Here is a 19,845-nt window from a genome sequence, read left to right on the forward strand (position 1 = left end):
AGACGCGGATGACCGCGCATTCGGAGTTCAACAATGTCCACTGTCAATGTGCCTGTCTCCGGACAGGTCAACAGCGCACGCCTGTATCGTTCGGTGTGGCGCTGGCATTTCTATGCCGGAATAATCGTCGTCCCGTTCCTGGTCGTGCTGGCGTTCACCGGTCTGATCATGCTCTACGGCAACTCGATCGAGACATTTCTCGGCGCAAAGCACTACGTCCAACCAGGGGGAGAGCGCGTCGCGCTTGTAGAGCAAGCCGACGCCGCCTTGCGTGCGGTGCCGGAAAGCAAGCTCAAGCTGGCGGTGCAACCAGCCTCGTCAGACCGTGCAAGCGTGTTCGTGGTCGATTCCAAAGGACAGAATATTGTCGTGAGCGTCGACCCCCACGATGCGCAGGTGATCGATACCGTGGTCAAGGACGACACGTGGTTCTACTGGGCGAATGCGATCCATGGAACCTTGCTCATGGGAACGATCGGCGACCGGATCATCGAAACGGTTGCGGGTTTGGGAATCGTGCTCGTCCTGAGCGGTCTCTACATGTGGTGGCCGCGCAATGGCAGGAGCCTTGCGAAAGCGCTCGTGCCGGACCTGACAACGCGCGGAAGAACCATCTGGAAGGAACTGCACCTGTCGCTCGGGTTCCATGTTTCCATCGTGCTGATCTTTTTCCTCATTTCCGGCCTGTCATGGGCAGGCATCTGGGGCGAGCGCATGACCCAGGCATGGAGCACATTTCCTGCGGAGAAATGGGACAACGTGCCGTTGTCTGACAAAACGCATGCTTCGATGAACCACGGGGCGCTGAAAGAGGTTCCATGGGCGCTCGAACAGACGCCGATGCCGGCATCCGGATCCGAAGCGGGGCGTGAAGGGCCTGCGGCGGCATTGCCGGTCAATCTCGATTCGGTGGCTGCATTTGCAAGAACCATCGGCTTTGACGGGCAGTTCCGCATCAATGTCCCGCAGGACGAGGAAGGGGTGTACACGATTTCCGCCGATTCAATGGATGGCGATACCACCAACGCAACAGGAGACCGTACCGTCCATATCGATCAGTATACGGGCAAGGTTCTGGCAGATATCGGCTTTGCCGACTATTCCCTCGCGGGCAAGGCGATGGCGGTCGGCGTGGCGCTCCATCAGGGCAATCTGGGCGTGCTGAACACGGCGCTGAACCTGCTGTTCTGCTGTGCCGTGATCCTTATGTGCCTGTCTGGCATCGTAATGTGGTGGCGACGCCGGCCCGCGAAGCATTTCGGCGCGCCTCTCTATCCTCGCGGGTTTCGCATGCCCGCCGCGATCGCGGCAATAACGCTCGCAGTCTGCGTTCTCTTTCCGCTGACGGGCACCGCGATCCTGCTGTTCGCGTTGATAGACTTCATCTTGCCGAAGCGCTTCAAGGAAGTGTCCGTGCAGGCCGCCTGATGCATGCAAAGCGGCGGCCTGTCGGGCCGCCGCCATTTTCGGTCAGGCCATGCCGAGTGCGGCCTTGTAGAGGTCGAGGATCGTTTCCGCCTCTTCGCGCTCGGCCTGGTCGATCTTTCGCAGGCGCACGATGGCGCGGATCGCCTTGGTGTCGAAACCGTTGCCCTTGGCCTCCGCGTAGACATCCTTGATGTCGTCGGCAATCGTCTTTTTTTCTTCTTCGAGGCGCTCTATACGCTCAATCAGGGCGCGCAATTGCCCGGCGGCAAAGGTCTGTGCATTGTCCGTTACGTCGTCGGCCATGGTTCGCTCCTGGAAAGTCGGGCCGGCTGAGTCGCGGCCCGGAAGATGGGCGCGTTCGATGCCTCAGGCGACCCGCAGGGTCAAGCCGCGACTGCTAATGTTCGGGGCGGTTGCGCTCGAATGCGGCTTTTTGTTCATCGCTGGCCGGTCGCTGGTGCGCGGCCTGCCATTCGGCATAGGGCATGCCGTAGACGATCTCCCGCGCTTTTTCCTTGCTCAGTTCCATGCCGGAAGCCTCGGCCGCATCCCGGTACCAGTTGGCGAGGCAGTTGCGGCAGAATCCGGCAAGGTTCATCAGGTCGATGTTCTGGACATCGCTGCGCGCGGAAAGATGCTCCAGCAGCCTGCGGAACGCCGCCGCCTCGAAATCCCGCTTCTGGTCGTCGGTCAGGTCAGCCATGGCACACCTCCTCAAATCGGGCCGGTTCGCGAGCCGTATTGCTTCACCTCGTGCATATCGGGCCTGCGGTTCAATTCTTCAATAATGGGATGCAGCCGCGCCGCCCAGGACCCGACGCCGTTCGCGTCGGCAATGAGATCCTGCCGCACCTCGATCAGCGCGTGGGCATAGCCGTTGACGATGGCGTGCCGGTACATGGTGTCGCCGCGCAACGCGCCGTCGTAAGGCTCGTTGTCGCCCACCACGATGCCGGGGTCGGCGGAAAGCATGTCGATCATCGGCTTCGGCGCGCGATCGTCCATGTCCCAGAGAATGCCGACATGCCACGGCCGCTGACGTCCCTGCATGACCGGCGTGAAGGAATGAAGCGAAACGACGAATGGCGCCTTCCCGGTCTGTTTCGCGACGGAGGCGATCACCGAGCCGACCGCATCATGATAGGGCCTGTAGAAATCCTCCAGCCGCTTCTCGCGTTCCCCATCCGTCATCGGGTAGTTCGAGCCGATGACGGTGCCGTCGTAAAGCTGGCGGATCATCGTCGGATCGTCCTCGCCACGGTTCGGATCGATCAGCAGGCGTGAGAAGTTGGCAAGCACGGCAGGCGCGCCGGTCATTGCGGCAAGTTCGCACGTCAGCGGTTCTATGCCGATATCATAGGCGATGTGGCGGTCGAACTCGCGTTCCGGCAGCCCGAGCGTGCCATATTCGTCCGGCAGCGAGCGACCCGCATGATCCGCGATGATGACAAGGCCCTTGCCGCGGTCTCCATCGATGATTTCGAAGGGACGAAAGAATTCCGAACGCGCCATTCCGATTCCTGACGATGATCGGTTGAGGTCAACCACAACATAAGGGGAGAAACAAGCGATCCGGCAAGGGTTCCGGGCGTCGGCCACGGCCTCGCAGCTTTTTGCAGTCTGACTCTGGCAGAAATCGTTTCGCCATGCGAATGTCGGCGGAAGCGACTTGGAGCGTTTCGCAGCTAGTTTGACGCATTCTGCCGGCCCGGCCCTTCGGGTTTGCGTTTGGCGGGCGCCCACGTCGTCATGCCACTCGACCGGGCAACCAGCCCGGCCTTCGCGCCCTTCCTTGTGGATCGCCTCGCCAAACGACAAATAGAATGCTTCAAACTAACCGTGAAACGCTCTAAATCGATTGGGGTCGATCTTCGGGCGCGTTGACACGGCATTGGACATTGCCGAAAAGAACCGAAGGACGATTTGCGCGAAGGGGCGAGGATATGTGTTTTGCCGGAGGCTGGCGGTTTCGCGTTGGGCCTTCAGTGGCGTTGTTCGGTCTCGTGCTGGCAGCGGGCGCGATGATGCCCGATGTTGCCCATGCGGATTTCCGGGTCTGCAATGCAACGCAGAGCCTGGTCGGCGTTGCAATCGGCTATCGTGCCGCCGACGGCTGGAAGTCGGAAGGCTGGTGGCACATCGAGGGATCGACCTGCAAGACTCTGATAGAGGGCGCTCTTTCCTCGCGTTTCTACTATCTCTACGCGGAAGATGCCGAGCGCGGGGGCAGGTGGGACGGCCCGGTGAACATGTGCGTCACCGACAAGGAATTCAAGATTGCAGGCGTGACCGATTGTCTGGCGCGAGGATACCAGCGCGCGGGCTTTCGCGAATACGACACCGGCGAGCAGTCGAGTTGGATGGTTCAACTGACCGACGAGCCGGGTCCGACGACTCCGCTTCCCGGCGCAACGCCTGCTCCGCCCGTCACGGGCACTGACGAGACAGATGAAGGCGAACAATGAGACGCAGCCGCAAAGTGAAGATTCTGGCGACGCTTGGACCGGCGTCCTCGGAAACAGTCATGATCCGCAAGCTGTTCGACGCAGGCGCCGACACGTTCCGGATCAATATGAGCCATACCGACCATGAGACGATGCGCACGCTGGTCGGGCGCATCAGGGCGATCGAGGACGAAGTGGGCCGGCCCATCGGCATTCTCGCCGATCTTCAGGGACCGAAGCTGCGCGTCGGCAAGTTCGCCAACGGCAAGGAGGAACTGGCGGTGGGCCAGACCTTCATTCTGGACGACGACCCGACGCCAGGAACGTCCGAACGCGTCCAGCTTCCGCATCCCGAAATACTCACCTCGGTCCAGCCGGGCGACAGGCTGCTCATCGACGACGGCAAATTGCAGCTCAAGGCGGTGACAGTCGACGGCAGGAAGATCGTTTCGAAGGTGATTGCGGGCACCCGGATTTCGGACAGGAAAGGCGTGAGCCTGCCTGACACAGATTTGCCGGTCGGCGCGCTGACCGACAAGGATCGCGCCGATCTCGATGCCGCCGTGCATGCGGGCGTGGACTGGATCGCGCTGTCCTTCATCCAGCGACCGGAGGACCTTTCGGAGGCGCGCAAGCTGGTGGGTGGCCGTGCGCTGCTGCTTTCCAAGATCGAGAAGCCGCAGGCCGTGCAGCGGCTCAAGGAGATCATAGAGCTTTCCGACGCGCTCATGGTGGCGCGCGGCGATCTTGGCGTCGAAATGCCGATCGAGGCCGTTCCCGGCATCCAGAAGCAGATTACGCGCGCCGCGCGCCGCGCGGGCAAGCCGGTGGTCGTTGCCACGCAGATGCTGGAATCCATGATCACCGCGCCGGTGCCGACCCGCGCCGAAGTGTCGGACGTCTCGATTGCGGTATTCGAGGGCGCCGACGCCATCATGCTCTCGGCGGAATCCGCCGCGGGCGAATACCCGGTGGAGGCGGTCGCGATGATGAATCGCATCGCCGAGCGCGTCGAAGAGGATCCGACCTATCCCGGCATCATCAACGCTCAGCGTTCGCAGCCCGAGGCAACCGGCCCCGATGCCATCTCGCTTGCGGCGCGCGAAATCGCGGAGACGCTGAAACTGTCCGCCATCGTGACCTACACCGCGTCAGGCAACACCGGGTTCCGCGCGGCGCGCGAGCGCCCGCAGGTGCCCATTATTGCGCTTTCGCCCATTGTGGAGACGGCGCGGCGTCTGTCGCTGCTGTGGGGGACCCATTGCGTGGTGTCGCCCGATGCGACGGATCTCGACGACATGGTGGACCGGGCCTGCCTGATTGCGCGGACGGAAGGATTCGGCACGTCCGGCGACCGAATCATCATCATGGCGGGTGTGCCGCTGCGGACGCCCGGCGCAACGAACATGCTGCGCATCGCCACGATTGCGGGTTAGGTCAGATCGCTTCTCCGGCCAGTTCCTCGGACAGCGTCGCCACTTCATTCTGCGCGTCACGCATCATCGGATAGACCTCCAGCACACGCTGATAGGCGTTGAATGCCATCTGCTTGCTGCCGCGCATCTTGAATATCTGCGCCATGCCCGAAAGCGCGCCGAAATGCCGTGGCTCCAGTTCGAGCGTCTGGCTGATATCGGCCATCGACTTCGAGAAATTGTGCATCATGAAATGAACGGTTGCGCGGCGGTTCCAGCCTTCCGCGAAGTCGGGCCGCATCGTTACGACCTGGTCGAGGAAATCGAGCGCAATGTCGAACTTCTTTTCGTCCATCGCCTTCTTCGACCAGTCCATCATCAGGTCGATATTGGCGCTGCCTGAATTCGCCCACTCCTGCCAGATGTGCGAGGCGACACGGTTGGCGGTGCGCTCGTTCTGGGCGCGTTTCAGTTCATTGAAAAGCTGATCGAGCTTCTGCTGGTGCGTCTGGCCGCCCTTGAGGACTGGCCTGCCGTCCTGCTCGGCGGCGTGAGTCGGCGGGATAAGCGCCAGGCAAAAAGACAAGACGACGAAAGCGTACCGCATGGCAGGAGCTTATTCCTGCCATGCGGTACGTCAACGAAAAAGGACGTGAAGGGCGCGTGACCCCTTGGCTCAGCCCTGGCGCGCCTTGTAGCGCGGAGCCGACTTGTTGATGACGTAGATGCGGCCTTTGCGACGAACCAGACGGTTGTCACGATGGCGGGCCTTCAGCGCTTTGAGCGAATTCTTGATCTTCATTGGTCTGGCCTGTCGGGTTTGGCCCTGCGGGCCTAACGGAAAGGCGCGCCTCGCAGCGCGCCCGAAATCGTGCTGGCTCATAAACGAGCGCCGCTGTCCCTGTCAATACCGGATACTATCCGGAGCGTCGGGTCAGACGTGTGAAATGGCCCATTTTGCGCCCGGGACGGGCCTCTTCCTTGCCGTAGAGGTGCAATACGAGGCCGGGTTCGGCAAGCAATTCCGGCGCGCGTTCGATATCGGAGCCAATCAGGTTTTCCATGATGCAATCGGAATGCCGGGCGCAATCGCCGAGCGGCAATCCGGCGATTGCCCTTATGTGCTGCTCGAACTGGGAGATCGCGCAGGCCGCCTCGGTCCAGTGGCCGGAATTGTGGACGCGCGGCGCAATCTCGTTGACCGCAAGACCGCCGTCGCGCAGCACGAAGAACTCGACGCCGATGACGCCGACATAGGAAAGCGCACGCAGGATCGCGAAAGCCGCGCTGCGCGCCGCAGCGGCAGTCCGGTCCGAAATCATCGCCGGAACGGTGGAACTGTGCAGGATGCCGTTTCTGTGGATGTTTTCCGACGGTTCATAGGCCGCCAGCCCGCCATCCGCCGAACGGGCGGCGATCACCGATATTTCGCGCTCGAAATCGACAAGGGATTCGAGGATGAGCGGAACCGACCCGAGCGCCGCATAGGTTCCCTCGACGGCGGTGCGTGCGCCTTGGCGGAACATGGCCTGGCCCTTGCCGTCATAACCGAGCCGACGCGTCTTCAGCACACCGTTGCCGCCAAACGAGGCCAGCCCCCCGGCGAGGTCGGCGTCAGAATCGACCGGCCGATAGGCAGCCGTCTTGAGCGCGATGGAGTTGAGGAAAATCTTCTCCGTGAGGCGGTCCTGTGAAACCTCGAGCGCGCGCGCCGACGGAAAAACGGGGATGCTGGTGGCAATCTGGGTGGCTGAGGCCACCGGCACGTTTTCAAACTCATAGGTCACGACAGCGCATTCGCGCGCCAGCTCGGCCAGCGCCTGCGTGTCGTCATATGGCGCGACGATCTGCCGGTTCGCCATCTGGGCGGCGGGGCAGTTCGCCTGCGGCTCCAGCACGACCGTCCTGTAGCCGAGCCGCCCGGCAGCCATCGCCAGCATGCGTCCAAGCTGGCCGCCACCGATGATGCCGATGGTGGACCCGACAGGCAAGGCACTCATCAGGCTTCATCCGTGGGCTTGAGCGCGACCTTGCCGGTCTGCGCGGACCGCCATGCGTCCAGCCTTTCGGCAATATTCGCGTCGCTGAGCGCCAGCACCGATGCAGCCAGAAGCGCGGCGTTGACCGCGCCCGCCCTGCCGATGGCCAGCGTGCCCACGGGGACGCCCGCCGGCATCTGCACGATCGAAAGCAGGGAATCCTGCCCCGAAAGCGCCTTCGATTCGACGGGAACGCCAAAAACGGGCAGTGGGGTCATGGCCGCCGTCATGCCCGGCAGGTGCGCCGCGCCACCCGCCCCGGCAATAATGACCTTGAAGCCAGCGCTTTTCGCGCCCTTGGCGAATTCATAGAGCCTGTCCGGGGTGCGATGGGCCGACACGATCAAAGCTTCGTGACCTATGCCGAGCACCTCCAGCATTTCGGCTGCGTGGCGCATGGTCGCCCAGTCGGTCTGGCTTCCCATGATGATGGCGACATCGGATTTTACTGGCACATCAGCCTCCGCTCGGTGCGGGCCGATTAGCGGATATCGCCTCCCACCGCAAGCGCGCCGGGCGTCCGCAAGGCAGCTTCGCCTAGGCGATGATGTCGGGAATGATGCTGTTTTCCAATGCCTTGAGGCGGTCTTTCAGCAGCAGCTTTTTCTTTTTCATCCGCTGTATCTGCAGCGGGTCGCACCCCGTCGCGATCATCGCGTTGATCGCCGCGTCGAAATCGGCGTGTTCCTGCTTCAGTCGCGCAAATTCGAGACGAATTTCCGCCTGATCCTGATCCGACATAGTCACCGTCTGAAATTCCGCGCTGCATTGCAGCGCCGTTCTGAAGGGCAATCTTGCCAGTCCCCCGACCAGCGCGAGCGCCTTTACCACATTTTTGTTTGCCGTGAAATCCTACTACGTCATGTTCGACAAAGGAAAGCAGTAGTGGCAGACTGTCATGGTTTCGTCACATCGCCTCGGCGGGTGATCGAGGCGGTGGTGACGGCACCGTGCGTAGACACCATGAAGGGAGAAGCTATTCATGTCTCTTGCCAGCCACCTCGAAGAATTGCAGCGCAAGCACGGCGACATCGAGCGCCAGCTCGATGAAGCGATGATGCATCCTTCAGTCGACGATCTGGAGATCGTGTCGCTGAAACGACGCAAGCTTGCGCTCAAGGACGAAATCGAGAAGCTGAAAGTTCAGACGACCCACTGATTGGTTTTACCCGCGCAGCAAATGCGCGAAAATACGCGAAATTGAGGGGAGCCGACGGCCATTGGTCGTCGGCTTTATTCTTGGCGAAGCGTCAGCTTCTGTCCGACCAGAACTGGTCCAGCCACAGGTTGAGCTTGAGGAAACCCGTCGTGGACAGGGCATATATGCGCCTCGTGCCGGAGGAAGAGGAGTTGACCAGCCCCGAATCGAGCAGGACCTTCAGATGCTGGGAAACCGCCGGGCGGGAGACGGGCAAGCCCGACGCGATCTCGTTGACCGATTTCGGCCCGCGCCGCAACTCCTCCAGAATATGTCTGCGATGCGGGTCCGCAATCGCCACAAATGCATCAGAAGCAGTCATGCCTACTTTTGTGGCTCAAGCGAAGGAAAATCTCAACTCTATTCCTGCACACGCGGATCGAGGCGCACCGCCTCCGGCGTGACTGCGCGATCCGCCGGCAGGGTCTGGAACGCTTCGCGGTCCTCCACGGGGACGGGCGCGCGGCGACTGATGCGCAGCAGCGTGTAGCAGCCGAGCGCTGCATGCGCGAAGGCTGTTGCCAGGAACAGCCCCTCCGGTCGCAAAACGCTCATCAGGCCAGCGCCGACAACCGGGCCGACCATGGTGCCGAACCCGTAAAGCAGCAGCAGGCCGCCCGAAATCTTGACGAAATCCTCGCCGCGCGCGTGGTCGTTGGCATGGGCGACTGCGATGGAATAGAGCGCATAGGCGAGCGCGCCGTAACAGGCCGTCATGGCGATGACATGATTGCCGGTGCGTGGCTGGAACAGGAACACGGCCAGCCCGACAAGGGCTGCCCCGAAGCCCGTGGCGGCGAGGACGTAGCGCCGGTCCATGCGGTCGGATACGCGCCCGATAGGCATTTGCAGCGCAGCCCCGGCGACGACCACGAGGCTCATCATCAGGGCGATCTCGGGGGTCGTGAGGTCGATGCGCGCGCCGTAGACTGCTCCGAGCGTTCCCCATGCGCCGTTGGCGATGCCGATCAGCATGCAGGCGCCGAACGAAACGGGCGAGTTTCGATAGAGTCCCTTTAGATCGAGCGAAACGTCCTGAAGCGGTCGCGGGCTGGCCTGCGAGGAGACGGCGGTCGGAATGAGCGAGCAGCAGAACAGGATGCCCGTGACCATGAACAGCGATTCGTTGCGGACATCGCCCGCCGCGACCGCCATCTGCCCGGCCATGATCGAGGCATAGGTCACCATCATGTAGAGGCCGAACACGGTTCCGCGATTCTCGTTGTTGGCCCGCTCGTTGAGCCAGCTTTCGATAATCATGAAGCAGCCTGCCATGGTGAAACCGGTGAAGGCGCGCAGCACCACCCAGATCGCAGGATCGATGAACAGGCCGGTCAGCAACGCGACGATGGCGCCCACCGCCGCGAAGGTGCCGAACGCTCGGACATGGCCCGCCCTGCGCACGAGGCGCGGGGCGATAAAGCAGCCGGCGATGAATCCGCCCGCCCAGGCCGTTCCGAGAAGGCCGAGTACACCCGTCGAAAATCCCTCGGCCTGTCCCCTCAGCGGCAGAAGCAGGCCGTGAAGCCCGGACGCGGCCAGCAGGAAGGCCGTGCCGCGCAAGAGCGCCAGAATGGGACGATAGGCGGCAAACATACGCGAACCTCGTATTGCGAATCAGCAGATTTGACAGTGCGTGCTTACGAAGACGTCTCTGCGAAAAGATGACGTATCAATTGTGGCTTCAGCTTTTGAACAATGCCTCGGCAGCCGCCTTTGTCGCACCTTTCGCTGTCAGTTCGGTTTCCAGCCGGTCGATTTCCGCCTGCAATTGCGCAATGCGATCGCGCAATTCGCCGACAGACAATTGTGCGAGGTCCTGCCCGATCTGGTGGGTGCGCACCACCTGCTGCGGCTCGTCATCGAAGAGGGCCATGGCTTGCTCCGGTTTGTCTTTCGCTGCCGACAGAATACAAAGAACCTTCATTGGCTTCAAATGCACGGAGACGACAATGGCAAAAGCGCCGAGATTGCCGGAAAAAATGACGGCAATCGCGATCACCGCACCAGGCGGCCCGATGGTGCTGCGCCCTGAAAAACGGGAGCTGCCCGAACCGGGACCGCGCGACGTGCTTATCAAGGTCAAGGCTGCCGGCGTGAATCGGCCGGACGTGTCCCAGCGCAAGGGCGTGTACCCGCCGCCGCCCGATGCATCCGACCTTCCCGGACTGGAGGTTTCGGGCACGGTCGCGGCGGTGGGCGACGAGGTGGCGCGCTGGCGGGTCGGCGATGCGGTCTGCGCGCTGACGCCCGGCGGCGGCTATGCCGAATATGTCATATGCGACGCGGGCAGCGCGTTGCCGGTTCCCGCAGGCTTCACCTTCACCGAGGCCGCCGCCCTGCCGGAAAACTATTTCACCGTGTGGCACAATGTCTTTGAGCGCGGCGCGTTGAAGCCGGGGGAGACGCTGCTCGTGCATGGCGGAACATCCGGCATCGGTACGACCGCCATACAGATTGCGACCGCGCTTGGCAGCCGCGTCATCGCGACCGCCGGATCGGCGGAAAAATGCGAAACCTGCATGGGGCTCGGCGCAGTGCGCGCTGTCAACTACCGTGAAGAAGATTTCGTCAAGGCGGTTGAGGAAGCCACCAAAGGGCGCGGCGCAAATGTCATCCTCGACATGGTGGGCGGCGACTATGTGAGTAGGAACTATCATGCTGCGGCGGTCGAGGGGCGCATCGTGCAGATCGCGGTGCAGGCAGGCGCGAAAGCGAACGTGGACATCGCAAGGCTGATGTCCAAGCGGCTGGTGCACACAGGCTCGACGCTGCGGCCACGCTCCGTCGAGTTCAAGGCGGCAATCGCCGCCGCACTCGAAACGCAGGTCTGGCCGCTGCTCGCCGCCCGCTGCATCGCGCCAGTCCTCGACATGATCTATCCGCTGAAGGAAGCCTGGCGTGCGCACGAGCGCATGGAGGAAGGCGAGCATATCGGCAAGATCATGCTGGACGTGGCCTGACGGTTGTTGGGCCACATCCGTTCTTTTATTTACAGTCGGCTAAACAACCTCCCCGCCGCCAAGGCGATCTGCTATGCGGGCAATTCGGCCCGGAGATCGCCTTGCAGCCACAGACCACAGAACCCGTCACACACCCGGCGCCGGGGCGGCCCTGGACGGTAGCGTCGGCGCTCGGCGCATCGCAGATATTCGCTTTCGGCTCGACCTATTACCTGCTCGGCGTGCTGGGCGCGCCAATCCAGGCCGAAACGGGCTGGCCGCTGACCTTCCTGTCGGGCGCGCAATCAGCGGGAATGCTGCTCGCCGGCCTTGCATCGCCCTGGGTGGGTCGGACGATCGGCAGGAACGGCGGACGTCGCGTCATGGCGGTCAGCTTCGGGATCCTTGGCGTCGGCCTGCTGATCCTGTCTATTGCGACGCACAAGGCGATATTCCTTCTTGGCTGGCTGCTGATGGGGCTCGGCATGGGCGGTTGCCTCTACGACGCGGCATTCGCATCGCTGGGAAAGCTTTTCGGCGCAACGGCGCGCTCCCCGATCGCAACGGTGACACTTTGGGGAGGGTTTGCCAGCACCGTTTGCTGGCCATTGTCGGCTGCATTGCTGCCGGTCGTCGGCTGGCGCGGCATCTGCGTCACCTACGCCCTGATCCAGTTTCTTTTCTGCATCCCGCTAGTGCTGTGGGGCCTGCGCGGCCCGGTCCGTGCGGCACCGCCCGTCAACGCGCGGGAAGCCCTGCTGGAGCCTCGCGACAAACCCATCTACTACCTGTTGATGGCGACCTTCGTGGTTATCGGGCTGTCCATGTCGGTGATCTATATCCACCTGATCGAACTGCTCCAGGCACGCGGGCTCGAACTTGCGGGAGCCGTGGCCCTCGGTGCGCTGATCGGACCGAGCCAGGTGGCCGCCCGTTCGCTCGACCTCCTGTTCGGGGGGAGGCACCATCCGGTGTGGACCTTTCTCGGGGCGATGTTCGGATGCGCGATCGGCCTCGTCCTGTTCGCGCTCGATTTTCCCTATCTGTCGGTGGCAATCATCATGTTTTCCGCCGGGAACGGGATCTATTCCATCGTGCGCGGCGCGCTGCCGCTCGTGCTGTTCGGCCCGGAAAAATTCCCGACCATCGTCGGCCTGCTGGCGCGCCCCGGCTATATCGCCTATGCGCTGGCGCCATCGGTCGGCGCGGTGCTTATCGAAACCGCGGGGCCAAGTCGCACAATTGGAATTCTTGCGCTGGCAATGATCTGCAATGTCGGACTGGCGATCCTGCTCGCGGCACTTGTGCGCCGTCGCGCATGATGCGCCATTGCCGTTGCGCCGGACGTCGATTGCGACTATATGCAACCGTGATTTTCCCAAAATGGTGGCTTTGCCCACCGCCCGCGTGAGGGACGCGGGCGAACGAGAGGATATTCTTGCAATGGCCAATACGCTTCTCATGCCCAAGGCGACCGCTGTCTGGCTGGTCGACAACACCGCCCTGTCCTTCGACCAGATCGCGCAGTTTTGCGGGCTGCATCCGCTTGAGGTGAAGGCCATAGCCGATGGTGAGGCCGCGCAGGGCATCAAGGGCATGGACCCGATCATGACCGGCCAGCTTTCGCGTGACGAGATCAAGCGCGGGGAGGGCGACCCTGGTCACAAGATCAAGCTCTCCGAGCCGAAGGTGCGTGTTCCCGAGACCAAGCGCCGAGGCGCTCGCTATACGCCGCTGTCCAAGCGTCAGGATCGTCCGAACGCGATTCTCTGGCTGGTGCGCAACCATCCCGAATTGAAGGACGCCGCGATTTCGCGCCTTGTCGGCACGACCAAATCGACCATCGAGCAAATCCGCGAGCGCCGTCACTGGAACGCTGCCAATCTCCAGCCGATGGACCCGGTGACGCTCGGCCTTTGCTCGCAGATCGACCTCGATATCGAAGTGCAGCGCGCGTCGGCAAACCGTCCCGCAGCGGCTCCTGTCGGCGATACGCTCCTCCCCGCATCGCTCACGGAGCGGCTGCCGGCTGCCGACGAGACGCCGAAGCCGCGTGGCGAGGATGACGAGTTGGATGCGAACGCCGTGTTCGCGAAACTGTCGGCGTTGAAGTCCGATACGCCTGCGGACGACGAGGAATGATCGGTCAGGCGTAGTAGTTGCGGCGGCCCATGCCGTCGCGCGCTTCCTCGCGCTCCATCGCACGATAGAAATCGGCGAGGAGACGGCCGCGCTCGGGCTTGAAGGTCCGGCCGGGACAGGCGAGCGAGATGACCCTGTCGATGCGGAATGTGCGGAAGTCCTCGCGCATCTCGCACCATGCGACAAGCGTCCAGACACGGCCCCAGAACCAGAGGCCTAGCGGGCGCACGTCGCGGGACGAGGCCTGTCCGGATTCGTCGCGATATTCGAGGGTGAGCACCTTGCGCTCCTCGACCGATCGCTCCAGCGCATCGATCACCTTGCGGTCGGCGTCGGTCACCACCCACATGGGCGAATGGATTTCGGTGCGCTCGATGCGCGCCTTTTCGTTGTCGGGCAGCACCGAGCCGATCTTCACCAGCGCTTCTTCCGCCGCACGCGCCATGGTTGCTCCTCCGAACGCGCGCACCATCCGGGCACCAGCGACCAATGCAACGATTTCGTCTCGCGTAAACATCAGCGGGGGAAGATCGAACCCTTCTCTCATCATGTAGCCGACGCCCGCCTCACCATCGATCGGCACGCCGCTCGCCTGCAGATCGGCGATATCGCGGTAGATCGTGCGCTCGGACACTTCGAGCCATTGGCCAAGTTTCTGGGCCGTCACCAGGCGGCCTCCGCGAAAATGCTGAACGATCTGAAACAACCTGTCAGCCCGTCGCATCTTTTCCTCCCCACTCGTCCCTCTGCCGCCCGGCTCCTGCCAGCAGGCAATGCACAATGTCACAAGGCTACTGACATCATTGTGTCAGGATGCTTCAGCATGGAGCGGGCCGCCTCACGTGGACGGATACCCGGTACGCGCCAGCATGGCTTCCGCGTCCCACACCTTGGACTTTCTCGCCGGAATCCGCGTTTCCCGTTCAAATTCCCGATCCGGCCAGCCAATATCCTTGCGCAGATATTCGGGCAGGCTATCCAGAACTCTCTGCGCCCGAATTTGTTCATGGCGCTTGCGCATATGGTGCGCCGCGCGGGCCAAAGCGGCAATGGGCCTGTTGATGAAAGCGAACATGACAGTGCCTCCTTGTTGGGAAAACACTATCGCACACACCTCCTGACAGCCCTGAGTCAGGAGGGTGAACAGAAATAGAACCGATCAGGCCGAGCTTTTGGAAAGCCGCGTGCGAATGCCCGCGAGAAGTCCATGCAGGGTCCGATATTCTGCCTGTGAAAGCCCTATTTCGCGGGCAACGCAGGCCGGGATGCTCCGCGCCTTTTCCTTCAATGCGCGGCCCGTCTCGGTCAGGTCAAGCCGCACCTGTCGTTCGTCCTCGGTATCCCGCCTGCGCCTTATATAGCCCCTTGTTTCAAGCCGCTTGAGGAGCGGGGTCAATGTGCTGGAATCGAGCGAAATCTTCGACCCCAGCTCTTTGACCGTCTGTCCATCGCCGTTCCAGAGAGATACCATCACCAGATATTGCGGATAGGTCAGGCCGATCTCGTCCAGCAATGGCCGATAGAGCTGGTTGAGGGCAAGACCAGTTGAATAGATCGAGAAGCATAGGAAATCATCGAGCCTCGGAAAGTCCGGATTTTCGGGGGCCTGTTGGTCAGTCATGTGGAATCTCCCGGTATGCAGGCGCATAATAATTCGTGCGCGATCAAATCTCAAGCGATTGACATACACGAAGATCGCAGGCATTTATATTGCGTGCGGTTAAATCGTAAGCGATCTAATGGAGCAAGGCAATGAGCAAGATCAAACTGAAAGACGGCGCAAAGCTTTTCTACAAGGATTGGGGCAAGGGCAGGCCCATACTGTTCTCGCATGGCTGGCCGCTCTCATCGGATGCGTGGGACAACCAGATGCTGTTCTTCGGGCAGCAGGGTTTCCGTGTGATCGCGCATGACAGGCGCAGCCATGGCCACTCTTCGCAGACCTGGGACGGCAACAATATGGACCAGTATGCCGACGACCTTGACGAACTGATCGAGGCGCTCGACCTCAAGGATCTCTTGACGATCGGTCATTCGACCGGCGGTGGCGAGGTCGCGCACTATATCGGGCGGCATGGTACGAAGCGGTTGAGCAAGGTGGTTCTTGTCGGCGCGGTTCCACCGCTGATGCTCAAGACGAAAGACAATCCGGAAGGTACGCCCATCGACGCATTCGACAACATTCGCAAGGGGACGGCGGGCGACCGCTCGCAATTCTTCCGCGACCTGACGATGCCGTTCTACGGCTTCAACCGGAAGGGCGCCAAGGTGAACGAGGGTGTGCGGGAAGCTTTCTGGCTCCAAGGCATGCAGGGCGGCATCAAGGGCCAGTACGACTGCATCCACGAATTTTCCGAGGTCGACTACACCGACGACCTGAAGAAGATCGACGTTCCCACGCTATTCATTCATGGCGACGACGACCAGATCGTGCCGTTCGCCGCCGCCGCCAAGAAGGCGGTGAAGCTTGTGAAGAACGGCACGCTCAAGGTCTATCCGGGAAGCTCGCACGGGCTTGCGCAGGTCGAGTCCGATCGCTTCAACAAGGACGTCCTCGACTTCATCAAAGGATAGCTATCCGCCGATGCCGCGATCCTTCAACGCCACGGTGATCTCGTCCAGAATGACGGGATCATCGATTGTCGCGGGCATCTTCCATTCCTCGCTGTCGGCGATCTTCTGCATGGTCGCGCGCAGGATCTTGCCGGAGCGGGTCTTTGGCAGCCGCTTGATCGAAACCACGGTCTTCAGGGCGGCGACGGGTCCGATGCGCTCGCGTACCAACTGAACGATCTCCTTTTCGATTTCCGCGAATTCCCGCGTGACCTTGCCGTTCAACACCACAAAGCCGAGCGGAAGCTGGCCCTTCATGGCGTCGGCCACGCCGATCACCGCGCATTCGGCGACATCGGGATGCTCGGCCAGCACTTCCTCCATGCCGCCGGTCGACAGTCGGTGGCCGGCCACATTGATGATGTCGTCGGTGCGCGCCATGATGAACAGGTAGCCGTCATCGTCGACGATCCCCGCGTCGGCGGTCTTGTAGTAGCCCGGGAACTCGGCGAGATATGCGTTGTAGAAGCGCTCGTCCGCATTCCAGAGCGTGGGCAGGCAGCCCGGCGGAAGCGGCAGCTTGATGACGACATTGCCGAGTGTGCCATGCGGAACCGGATGGCCTGCATCGTCCAGAACCTGCACGTCGAAGCCGGGCATGGGCACGCAGGGTGAACCGTATTTCACAGGCAACTGCCCGAGACCCACCGGGTTCTGGCTGATCGGCGCCCCGGTCTCTGTCTGCCACCAATGGTCGATGACGGGCCGTTTGAGATGCTGTTCCGCCCATTTGATCGTATCGGGGTCGGCGCGCTCGCCCGCGAGAAACAGCGTGCGAAACTTCGATAGATCGTATCGGGGAATGAACTCCCCATCCGGGTCATCCTTGCGGATGGCGCGAAAGGCCGTCGGTGCAGTGAACAGCGCCACCACCTCGTGCTGCTCGATGACCCGCCAGAAGGTTCCGGCATCGGGCGTGCCTACGGGCTTTCCTTCGAACAGGATTGTCGTGCAGCCGTGCAGGAGCGGGGCATAAACGATATAGGAATGGCCGACGACCCAGCCGACGTCGGAAGCGGCCCAGAAAACTTCACCCGGCGAAATGCCGAACTCGTTCTGCATCGTCCATTTCAGCATGACCATGTGGCCGCCATTGTCGCGCACCACGCCCTTGGGCTGGCCGGTCGTGCCGGATGTGTAGAGGACATAGAGCGGATCGGTTGCTGCTACCGGGACGCAATCGACATTGGCTCCGGCGGCGCGCTCGCGTGCGACCTGATCGGCATAGTCGAGATCGCGCCCCTCGATAAGCTCGCAGGCAAGTTGCGGACGCTGCACGATGAGGCAGCGCTTGACCTTGTGTTTGGCCATCTCGATTGCGCCGTCCAGCAGCGGCTTGTAGGCCACGACGCGACCGGGTTCGAGGCCGCAGGAAGCCGAGACGATCAGGTCCGGCTTTGCGTCGTCGATGCGGGTGGCCAGTTCGCGGGCAGCGAAACCGCCGAACACGACCGAATGGATTGCTCCCAGCCGCGCGCATGCGAGCATGGCGAACACGGCTTCGGGCACCATGGGCATGTAGATGATGACACGGTCGCCCTTGCGCACGCCCTGGTTCTTGAGCACCGAGGCCAAGGCGACGACCTGTTGCTTGAGCTCGGCATAGGTGAATGTCTGCTGCGTGCCCGTCATCGCGCTGTCGTAGACGAGGGCGGGCTGGTCGGCGCGGCCACCTGCCACATGGCGGTCCACGGCGTTGTAGCAGGTGTTGCAATCCGCGCCGGCAAACCAGCGGCCATAGATGCCGGCGTCGGGATCGAAAACCTTGTCCCACGGCTTGAACCAGTCGATGTCGGCGGCAGCCTTTGCCCAGAACGCTTCCGGGTCCTTGGTCCACTCGGAGTAGACATCATGGTAGCGAGAAGCCATGGCTCGATCCTCCCTCAAATTTGTGAGGCGGTAATTAGACCCGCCTGAGCGAGCCGTCTATCAGCCATTCGTCACATGGCGTCAGGCTTTGACAGCCGCCCTCGTTGCTGCTCAAAGGCGGCATGTCCAAAGCCTTCGCCCTTTTGATGCTCGCCCTGATGGCCGTCCAGATCATCAAGCCGCTTGGCTTGCCGGGACTGAAGCGGCGCGGCGATTTCTGGAAACTGGCGCTTCTGGCGATGGCGGCGATCTCGCTGACCGCCGCGCTCGGCCATTGGTCTTAGAGCGGTTCACAGTTAGTTTGAATCATTCTGTTTGTCGTTTTGGCGCGGCGGTCCACAAGGAAGGGCGCGAAGAACGGGCTGGTTGCCCGGTCGAGCGGCATGACGAAGTGGGTGCCCGCCAAACGCAAACCCGAAGGGCCGGGCCGGTTTGCGCCAAATCCTTCGGTCTTTGTCTTGTCCGGGCCACCAGCCCGACCTTCGACAAACCCCTTGGCCTTGCCGCAAACCGTCGCCGGCAGAATGCTTCAAACTAACTGCGAAACGCTCTAAACCTTCAGCACTTCCACGCCGGGAAGCGCCTTGCCTTCCATCCATTCGAGGAATGCGCCGCCGGCCGTCGAAACATAGGTGAAATCGTCGGCGACGCCTGCATGGTTGAGCGCCGCGACGGTGTCGCCGCCGCCCGCCACCGAAACGAGTTTCCCCGCCTTCGTGCGCCCGGCCGCATGTTTGGCCGCCGAAACCGTCGCCTTGTCGAAAGGCTCTATTTCGAACGCGCCGAGCGGTCCGTTCCAGACGAGCGTATTCGCGCGATCGATCCAGTCATTGACTGCCTTCACTGTCTTGGGTCCAACGTCGAGGATCATCGCATCGGCGGGGACTTCGCCGACCGGAACGACGTCACTCGCTGCGCCGGCCTTGAACTCGCGCGCCACCACCGCATCGGATGGAAGTATGATCGCGCAGCCCGAACTCGCCGCTTCGATCATGATCTGCCTGGCCGTATCCGCAAGGTCGTGCTCGCACAGCGACTTGCCGACATCGGTGCCGCGCGCGGCGAGAAAAGTGTTGGCCATGCCGCCGCCGATCACCAGCGCATCCACCTTCTTTACAAGGTTCATGAGCAGGTCGATCTTGGTCGAGACCTTCGCGCCGCCGACAATGGCCACAACGGGCTTGGCAGGATTGCCGAGACCCTTTTCCAGTGCCTCAAGCTCGGCCTGCATGGTGCGCCCGGCATAGGCCGGCATCAGGTGCGCAAGGCCCTCGGTGGAGGAATGCGCGCGGTGGGCCGCAGAGAACGCGTCGTTGACGAATATGTCGCCGTCGGCGGCGAGTTGTTTTGTGAACTCGGGATCGTTCTTCTCCTCCGCCTTGTAGAAACGGGTATTTTCAAGCAGCAGTATGTCGCCCGGATTGAGCGAGAAGATCGCGCCCTGCGCCTTTTCGCCGATGCAATCCGAAACGAAGCCGACGGGCCGCCCGAGCACTTCGCTGGTGGCGCGCGCAATCGGCTCAAGCGATAGCGCTGGGTCAGGGCCATTTTTCGGGCGTCCGAAATGCGCCAGCAGGACGACCTTCGCGCCTTTGTCGGAGAGTTCCAGAATCGTCGGCGCGACCCGCTCGATGCGGGTCAGATCGCTCACCTTGCCGTTTTCCATCGGCACGTTGAGATCGACGCGCACAAGCACGCGCTTTCCTTTGACCTCGCCAATGTCATCCAGCGTTCTGAAAGTGGCCATCATGCTCT

The 19,845-nt window shown here is 62.1% G+C and carries 24 protein-coding genes and 1 pseudogene; 9 read left to right on the top strand and 16 right to left on the bottom strand.

Features of this window, described 5'->3' with window-relative positions; all coding sequences use genetic code 11:
• The first annotated feature begins 33 nt into the window (after positions 1–33).
• Positions 34–1,428, top strand: coding sequence for a PepSY domain-containing protein (locus M9924_09575; GenBank protein ID MCO5064656.1), 1,395 nt, complete (start codon positions 34–36; stop codon positions 1,426–1,428).
• 42 nt (positions 1,429–1,470) lie between these two features.
• Here M9924_09575 and M9924_09580 read toward each other — a convergent pair whose 3' ends face one another.
• The 3 genes from M9924_09580 to M9924_09590 form a co-directional block, all read right to left on the bottom strand.
• Positions 1,471–1,731, bottom strand: coding sequence for a DUF2312 domain-containing protein (locus M9924_09580; protein MCO5064657.1), 261 nt, complete (start codon positions 1,729–1,731; stop codon positions 1,471–1,473).
• Between the two features lie 94 nt (positions 1,732–1,825).
• Positions 1,826–2,131: a DUF1244 domain-containing protein gene (locus M9924_09585; protein ID MCO5064658.1), complete on the bottom strand. Its 306-nt coding sequence runs from the start codon at positions 2,129–2,131 to the stop codon at positions 1,826–1,828.
• Between the two features lie 11 nt (positions 2,132–2,142).
• On the bottom strand, positions 2,143–2,940 hold the full coding sequence (locus tag M9924_09590) for an N-formylglutamate amidohydrolase (protein MCO5064659.1): 798 nt from the start codon (positions 2,938–2,940) through the stop codon (positions 2,143–2,145).
• A gap of 524 nt (positions 2,941–3,464) precedes the next feature.
• Here M9924_09590 and M9924_09595 point away from each other — a divergent pair.
• Both M9924_09595 and pyk read left to right on the top strand, forming a co-directional pair.
• Positions 3,465–3,893, top strand: a pseudogene (locus M9924_09595) (DUF1036 domain-containing protein).
• Positions 3,890–5,308 carry a pyruvate kinase gene (gene pyk / locus M9924_09600; GenBank protein MCO5064660.1) on the top strand — a complete coding sequence of 473 codons (1,419 nt, stop codon included), beginning with the start codon at positions 3,890–3,892 and terminating at the stop codon, positions 5,306–5,308. Before M9924_09595 ends, pyk begins: the two are co-directional and overlap by 4 nt.
• A gap of 1 nt (position 5,309) precedes the next feature.
• Here pyk and M9924_09605 read toward each other — a convergent pair whose 3' ends face one another.
• From M9924_09605 to M9924_09625, 5 genes are all read right to left on the bottom strand, one after another.
• Positions 5,310–5,894 (bottom strand): hypothetical protein, encoded by a 585-nt coding sequence (locus tag M9924_09605; GenBank protein MCO5064661.1) that lies wholly within the window; start codon positions 5,892–5,894, stop codon positions 5,310–5,312.
• Positions 5,895–5,963: 69 nt separating this feature from the next.
• Positions 5,964–6,089: a type B 50S ribosomal protein L36 gene (gene ykgO / locus M9924_09610; GenBank protein MCO5064662.1), complete on the bottom strand. Its 126-nt coding sequence runs from the start codon at positions 6,087–6,089 to the stop codon at positions 5,964–5,966.
• A 115-nt stretch (positions 6,090–6,204) separates the two neighbouring features.
• A complete protein-coding gene (locus M9924_09615) occupies positions 6,205–7,287 on the bottom strand; it encodes a 5-(carboxyamino)imidazole ribonucleotide synthase (GenBank protein ID MCO5064663.1) in 1,083 nt (360 codons plus the stop codon).
• A complete protein-coding gene (gene purE / locus M9924_09620; GenBank protein ID MCO5064664.1) occupies positions 7,287–7,751 on the bottom strand; it encodes a 5-(carboxyamino)imidazole ribonucleotide mutase in 465 nt (154 codons plus the stop codon). The genes M9924_09615 and purE overlap by 1 nt, the downstream gene beginning before the upstream one ends.
• A gap of 112 nt (positions 7,752–7,863) precedes the next feature.
• On the bottom strand, positions 7,864–8,067 hold the full coding sequence (locus M9924_09625; protein MCO5064665.1) for a DUF465 domain-containing protein: 204 nt from the start codon (positions 8,065–8,067) through the stop codon (positions 7,864–7,866).
• A 241-nt stretch (positions 8,068–8,308) separates the two neighbouring features.
• Here M9924_09625 and M9924_09630 point away from each other — a divergent pair, with 241 nt between their 5' ends.
• On the top strand, positions 8,309–8,485 hold the full coding sequence (locus tag M9924_09630; protein ID MCO5064666.1) for a DUF465 domain-containing protein: 177 nt from the start codon (positions 8,309–8,311) through the stop codon (positions 8,483–8,485).
• Positions 8,486–8,576: 91 nt separating this feature from the next.
• Here M9924_09630 and M9924_09635 read toward each other — a convergent pair whose 3' ends face one another.
• From M9924_09635 to M9924_09645, 3 genes are all read right to left on the bottom strand, one after another.
• Positions 8,577–8,846 (bottom strand): metalloregulator ArsR/SmtB family transcription factor, encoded by a 270-nt coding sequence (locus M9924_09635; protein MCO5064667.1) that lies wholly within the window; start codon positions 8,844–8,846, stop codon positions 8,577–8,579.
• A gap of 38 nt (positions 8,847–8,884) precedes the next feature.
• On the bottom strand, positions 8,885–10,120 hold the full coding sequence (locus M9924_09640; protein ID MCO5064668.1) for an MFS transporter: 1,236 nt from the start codon (positions 10,118–10,120) through the stop codon (positions 8,885–8,887).
• An 88-nt stretch (positions 10,121–10,208) separates the two neighbouring features.
• Positions 10,209–10,400 (bottom strand): DUF1192 domain-containing protein, encoded by a 192-nt coding sequence (locus tag M9924_09645; protein MCO5064669.1) that lies wholly within the window; start codon positions 10,398–10,400, stop codon positions 10,209–10,211.
• Positions 10,401–10,476: 76 nt separating this feature from the next.
• Between M9924_09645 and M9924_09650 the strand changes: the two genes are divergently transcribed.
• From M9924_09650 to M9924_09660, 3 genes are all read left to right on the top strand, one after another.
• A complete protein-coding gene (locus M9924_09650; GenBank protein ID MCO5064670.1) occupies positions 10,477–11,487 on the top strand; it encodes an NAD(P)H-quinone oxidoreductase in 1,011 nt (336 codons plus the stop codon).
• A gap of 101 nt (positions 11,488–11,588) precedes the next feature.
• Positions 11,589–12,788, top strand: coding sequence for an MFS transporter (locus M9924_09655; GenBank protein ID MCO5064671.1), 1,200 nt, complete (start codon positions 11,589–11,591; stop codon positions 12,786–12,788).
• A 121-nt stretch (positions 12,789–12,909) separates the two neighbouring features.
• Complete coding sequence (locus tag M9924_09660; GenBank protein MCO5064672.1) at positions 12,910–13,608, top strand: DUF1013 domain-containing protein; 699 nt, start codon at positions 12,910–12,912, stop codon at positions 13,606–13,608.
• A 4-nt stretch (positions 13,609–13,612) separates the two neighbouring features.
• On the opposite strand, the gene M9924_09665 is transcribed toward M9924_09660, so the two are convergent.
• The 3 genes from M9924_09665 to M9924_09675 all read right to left on the bottom strand — a co-directional run bounded on the left by M9924_09665 (position 13,613) and on the right by M9924_09675 (position 15,229).
• Positions 13,613–14,332, bottom strand: coding sequence for a YafY family transcriptional regulator (locus M9924_09665; GenBank protein ID MCO5064673.1), 720 nt, complete (start codon positions 14,330–14,332; stop codon positions 13,613–13,615).
• A 114-nt stretch (positions 14,333–14,446) separates the two neighbouring features.
• Positions 14,447–14,683: a hypothetical protein gene (locus M9924_09670; protein ID MCO5064674.1), complete on the bottom strand. Its 237-nt coding sequence runs from the start codon at positions 14,681–14,683 to the stop codon at positions 14,447–14,449.
• An 84-nt stretch (positions 14,684–14,767) separates the two neighbouring features.
• A complete protein-coding gene (locus tag M9924_09675) occupies positions 14,768–15,229 on the bottom strand; it encodes a MarR family transcriptional regulator (protein ID MCO5064675.1) in 462 nt (153 codons plus the stop codon).
• Positions 15,230–15,360: 131 nt separating this feature from the next.
• Here M9924_09675 and M9924_09680 point away from each other — a divergent pair, with 131 nt between their 5' ends.
• Positions 15,361–16,182, top strand: coding sequence for an alpha/beta hydrolase (locus M9924_09680; GenBank protein ID MCO5064676.1), 822 nt, complete (start codon positions 15,361–15,363; stop codon positions 16,180–16,182).
• On the opposite strand, the gene M9924_09685 is transcribed toward M9924_09680, so the two are convergent.
• Complete coding sequence (locus M9924_09685) at positions 16,183–18,090, bottom strand: propionyl-CoA synthetase (protein ID MCO5064677.1); 1,908 nt, start codon at positions 18,088–18,090, stop codon at positions 16,183–16,185. It lies immediately after the preceding gene.
• Positions 18,091–18,212: 122 nt separating this feature from the next.
• On the opposite strand from M9924_09685, the gene M9924_09690 reads away from it, so the two are divergent.
• Positions 18,213–18,374, top strand: a complete 162-nt coding sequence (locus M9924_09690; GenBank protein MCO5064678.1) for a hypothetical protein — start codon at positions 18,213–18,215, stop codon at positions 18,372–18,374.
• 266 nt (positions 18,375–18,640) lie between these two features.
• Here M9924_09690 and M9924_09695 read toward each other — a convergent pair whose 3' ends face one another.
• A complete protein-coding gene (locus M9924_09695) occupies positions 18,641–19,837 on the bottom strand; it encodes a phosphoglycerate kinase (GenBank protein MCO5064679.1) in 1,197 nt (398 codons plus the stop codon).
• Between the last annotated feature and the right edge of the window lie 8 nt (positions 19,838–19,845).

It is taken from the genome of Rhizobiaceae bacterium (assembly GCA_023953835.1).
Classification (GTDB): domain Bacteria; phylum Pseudomonadota; class Alphaproteobacteria; order Rhizobiales; family Rhizobiaceae; genus Mesorhizobium_G.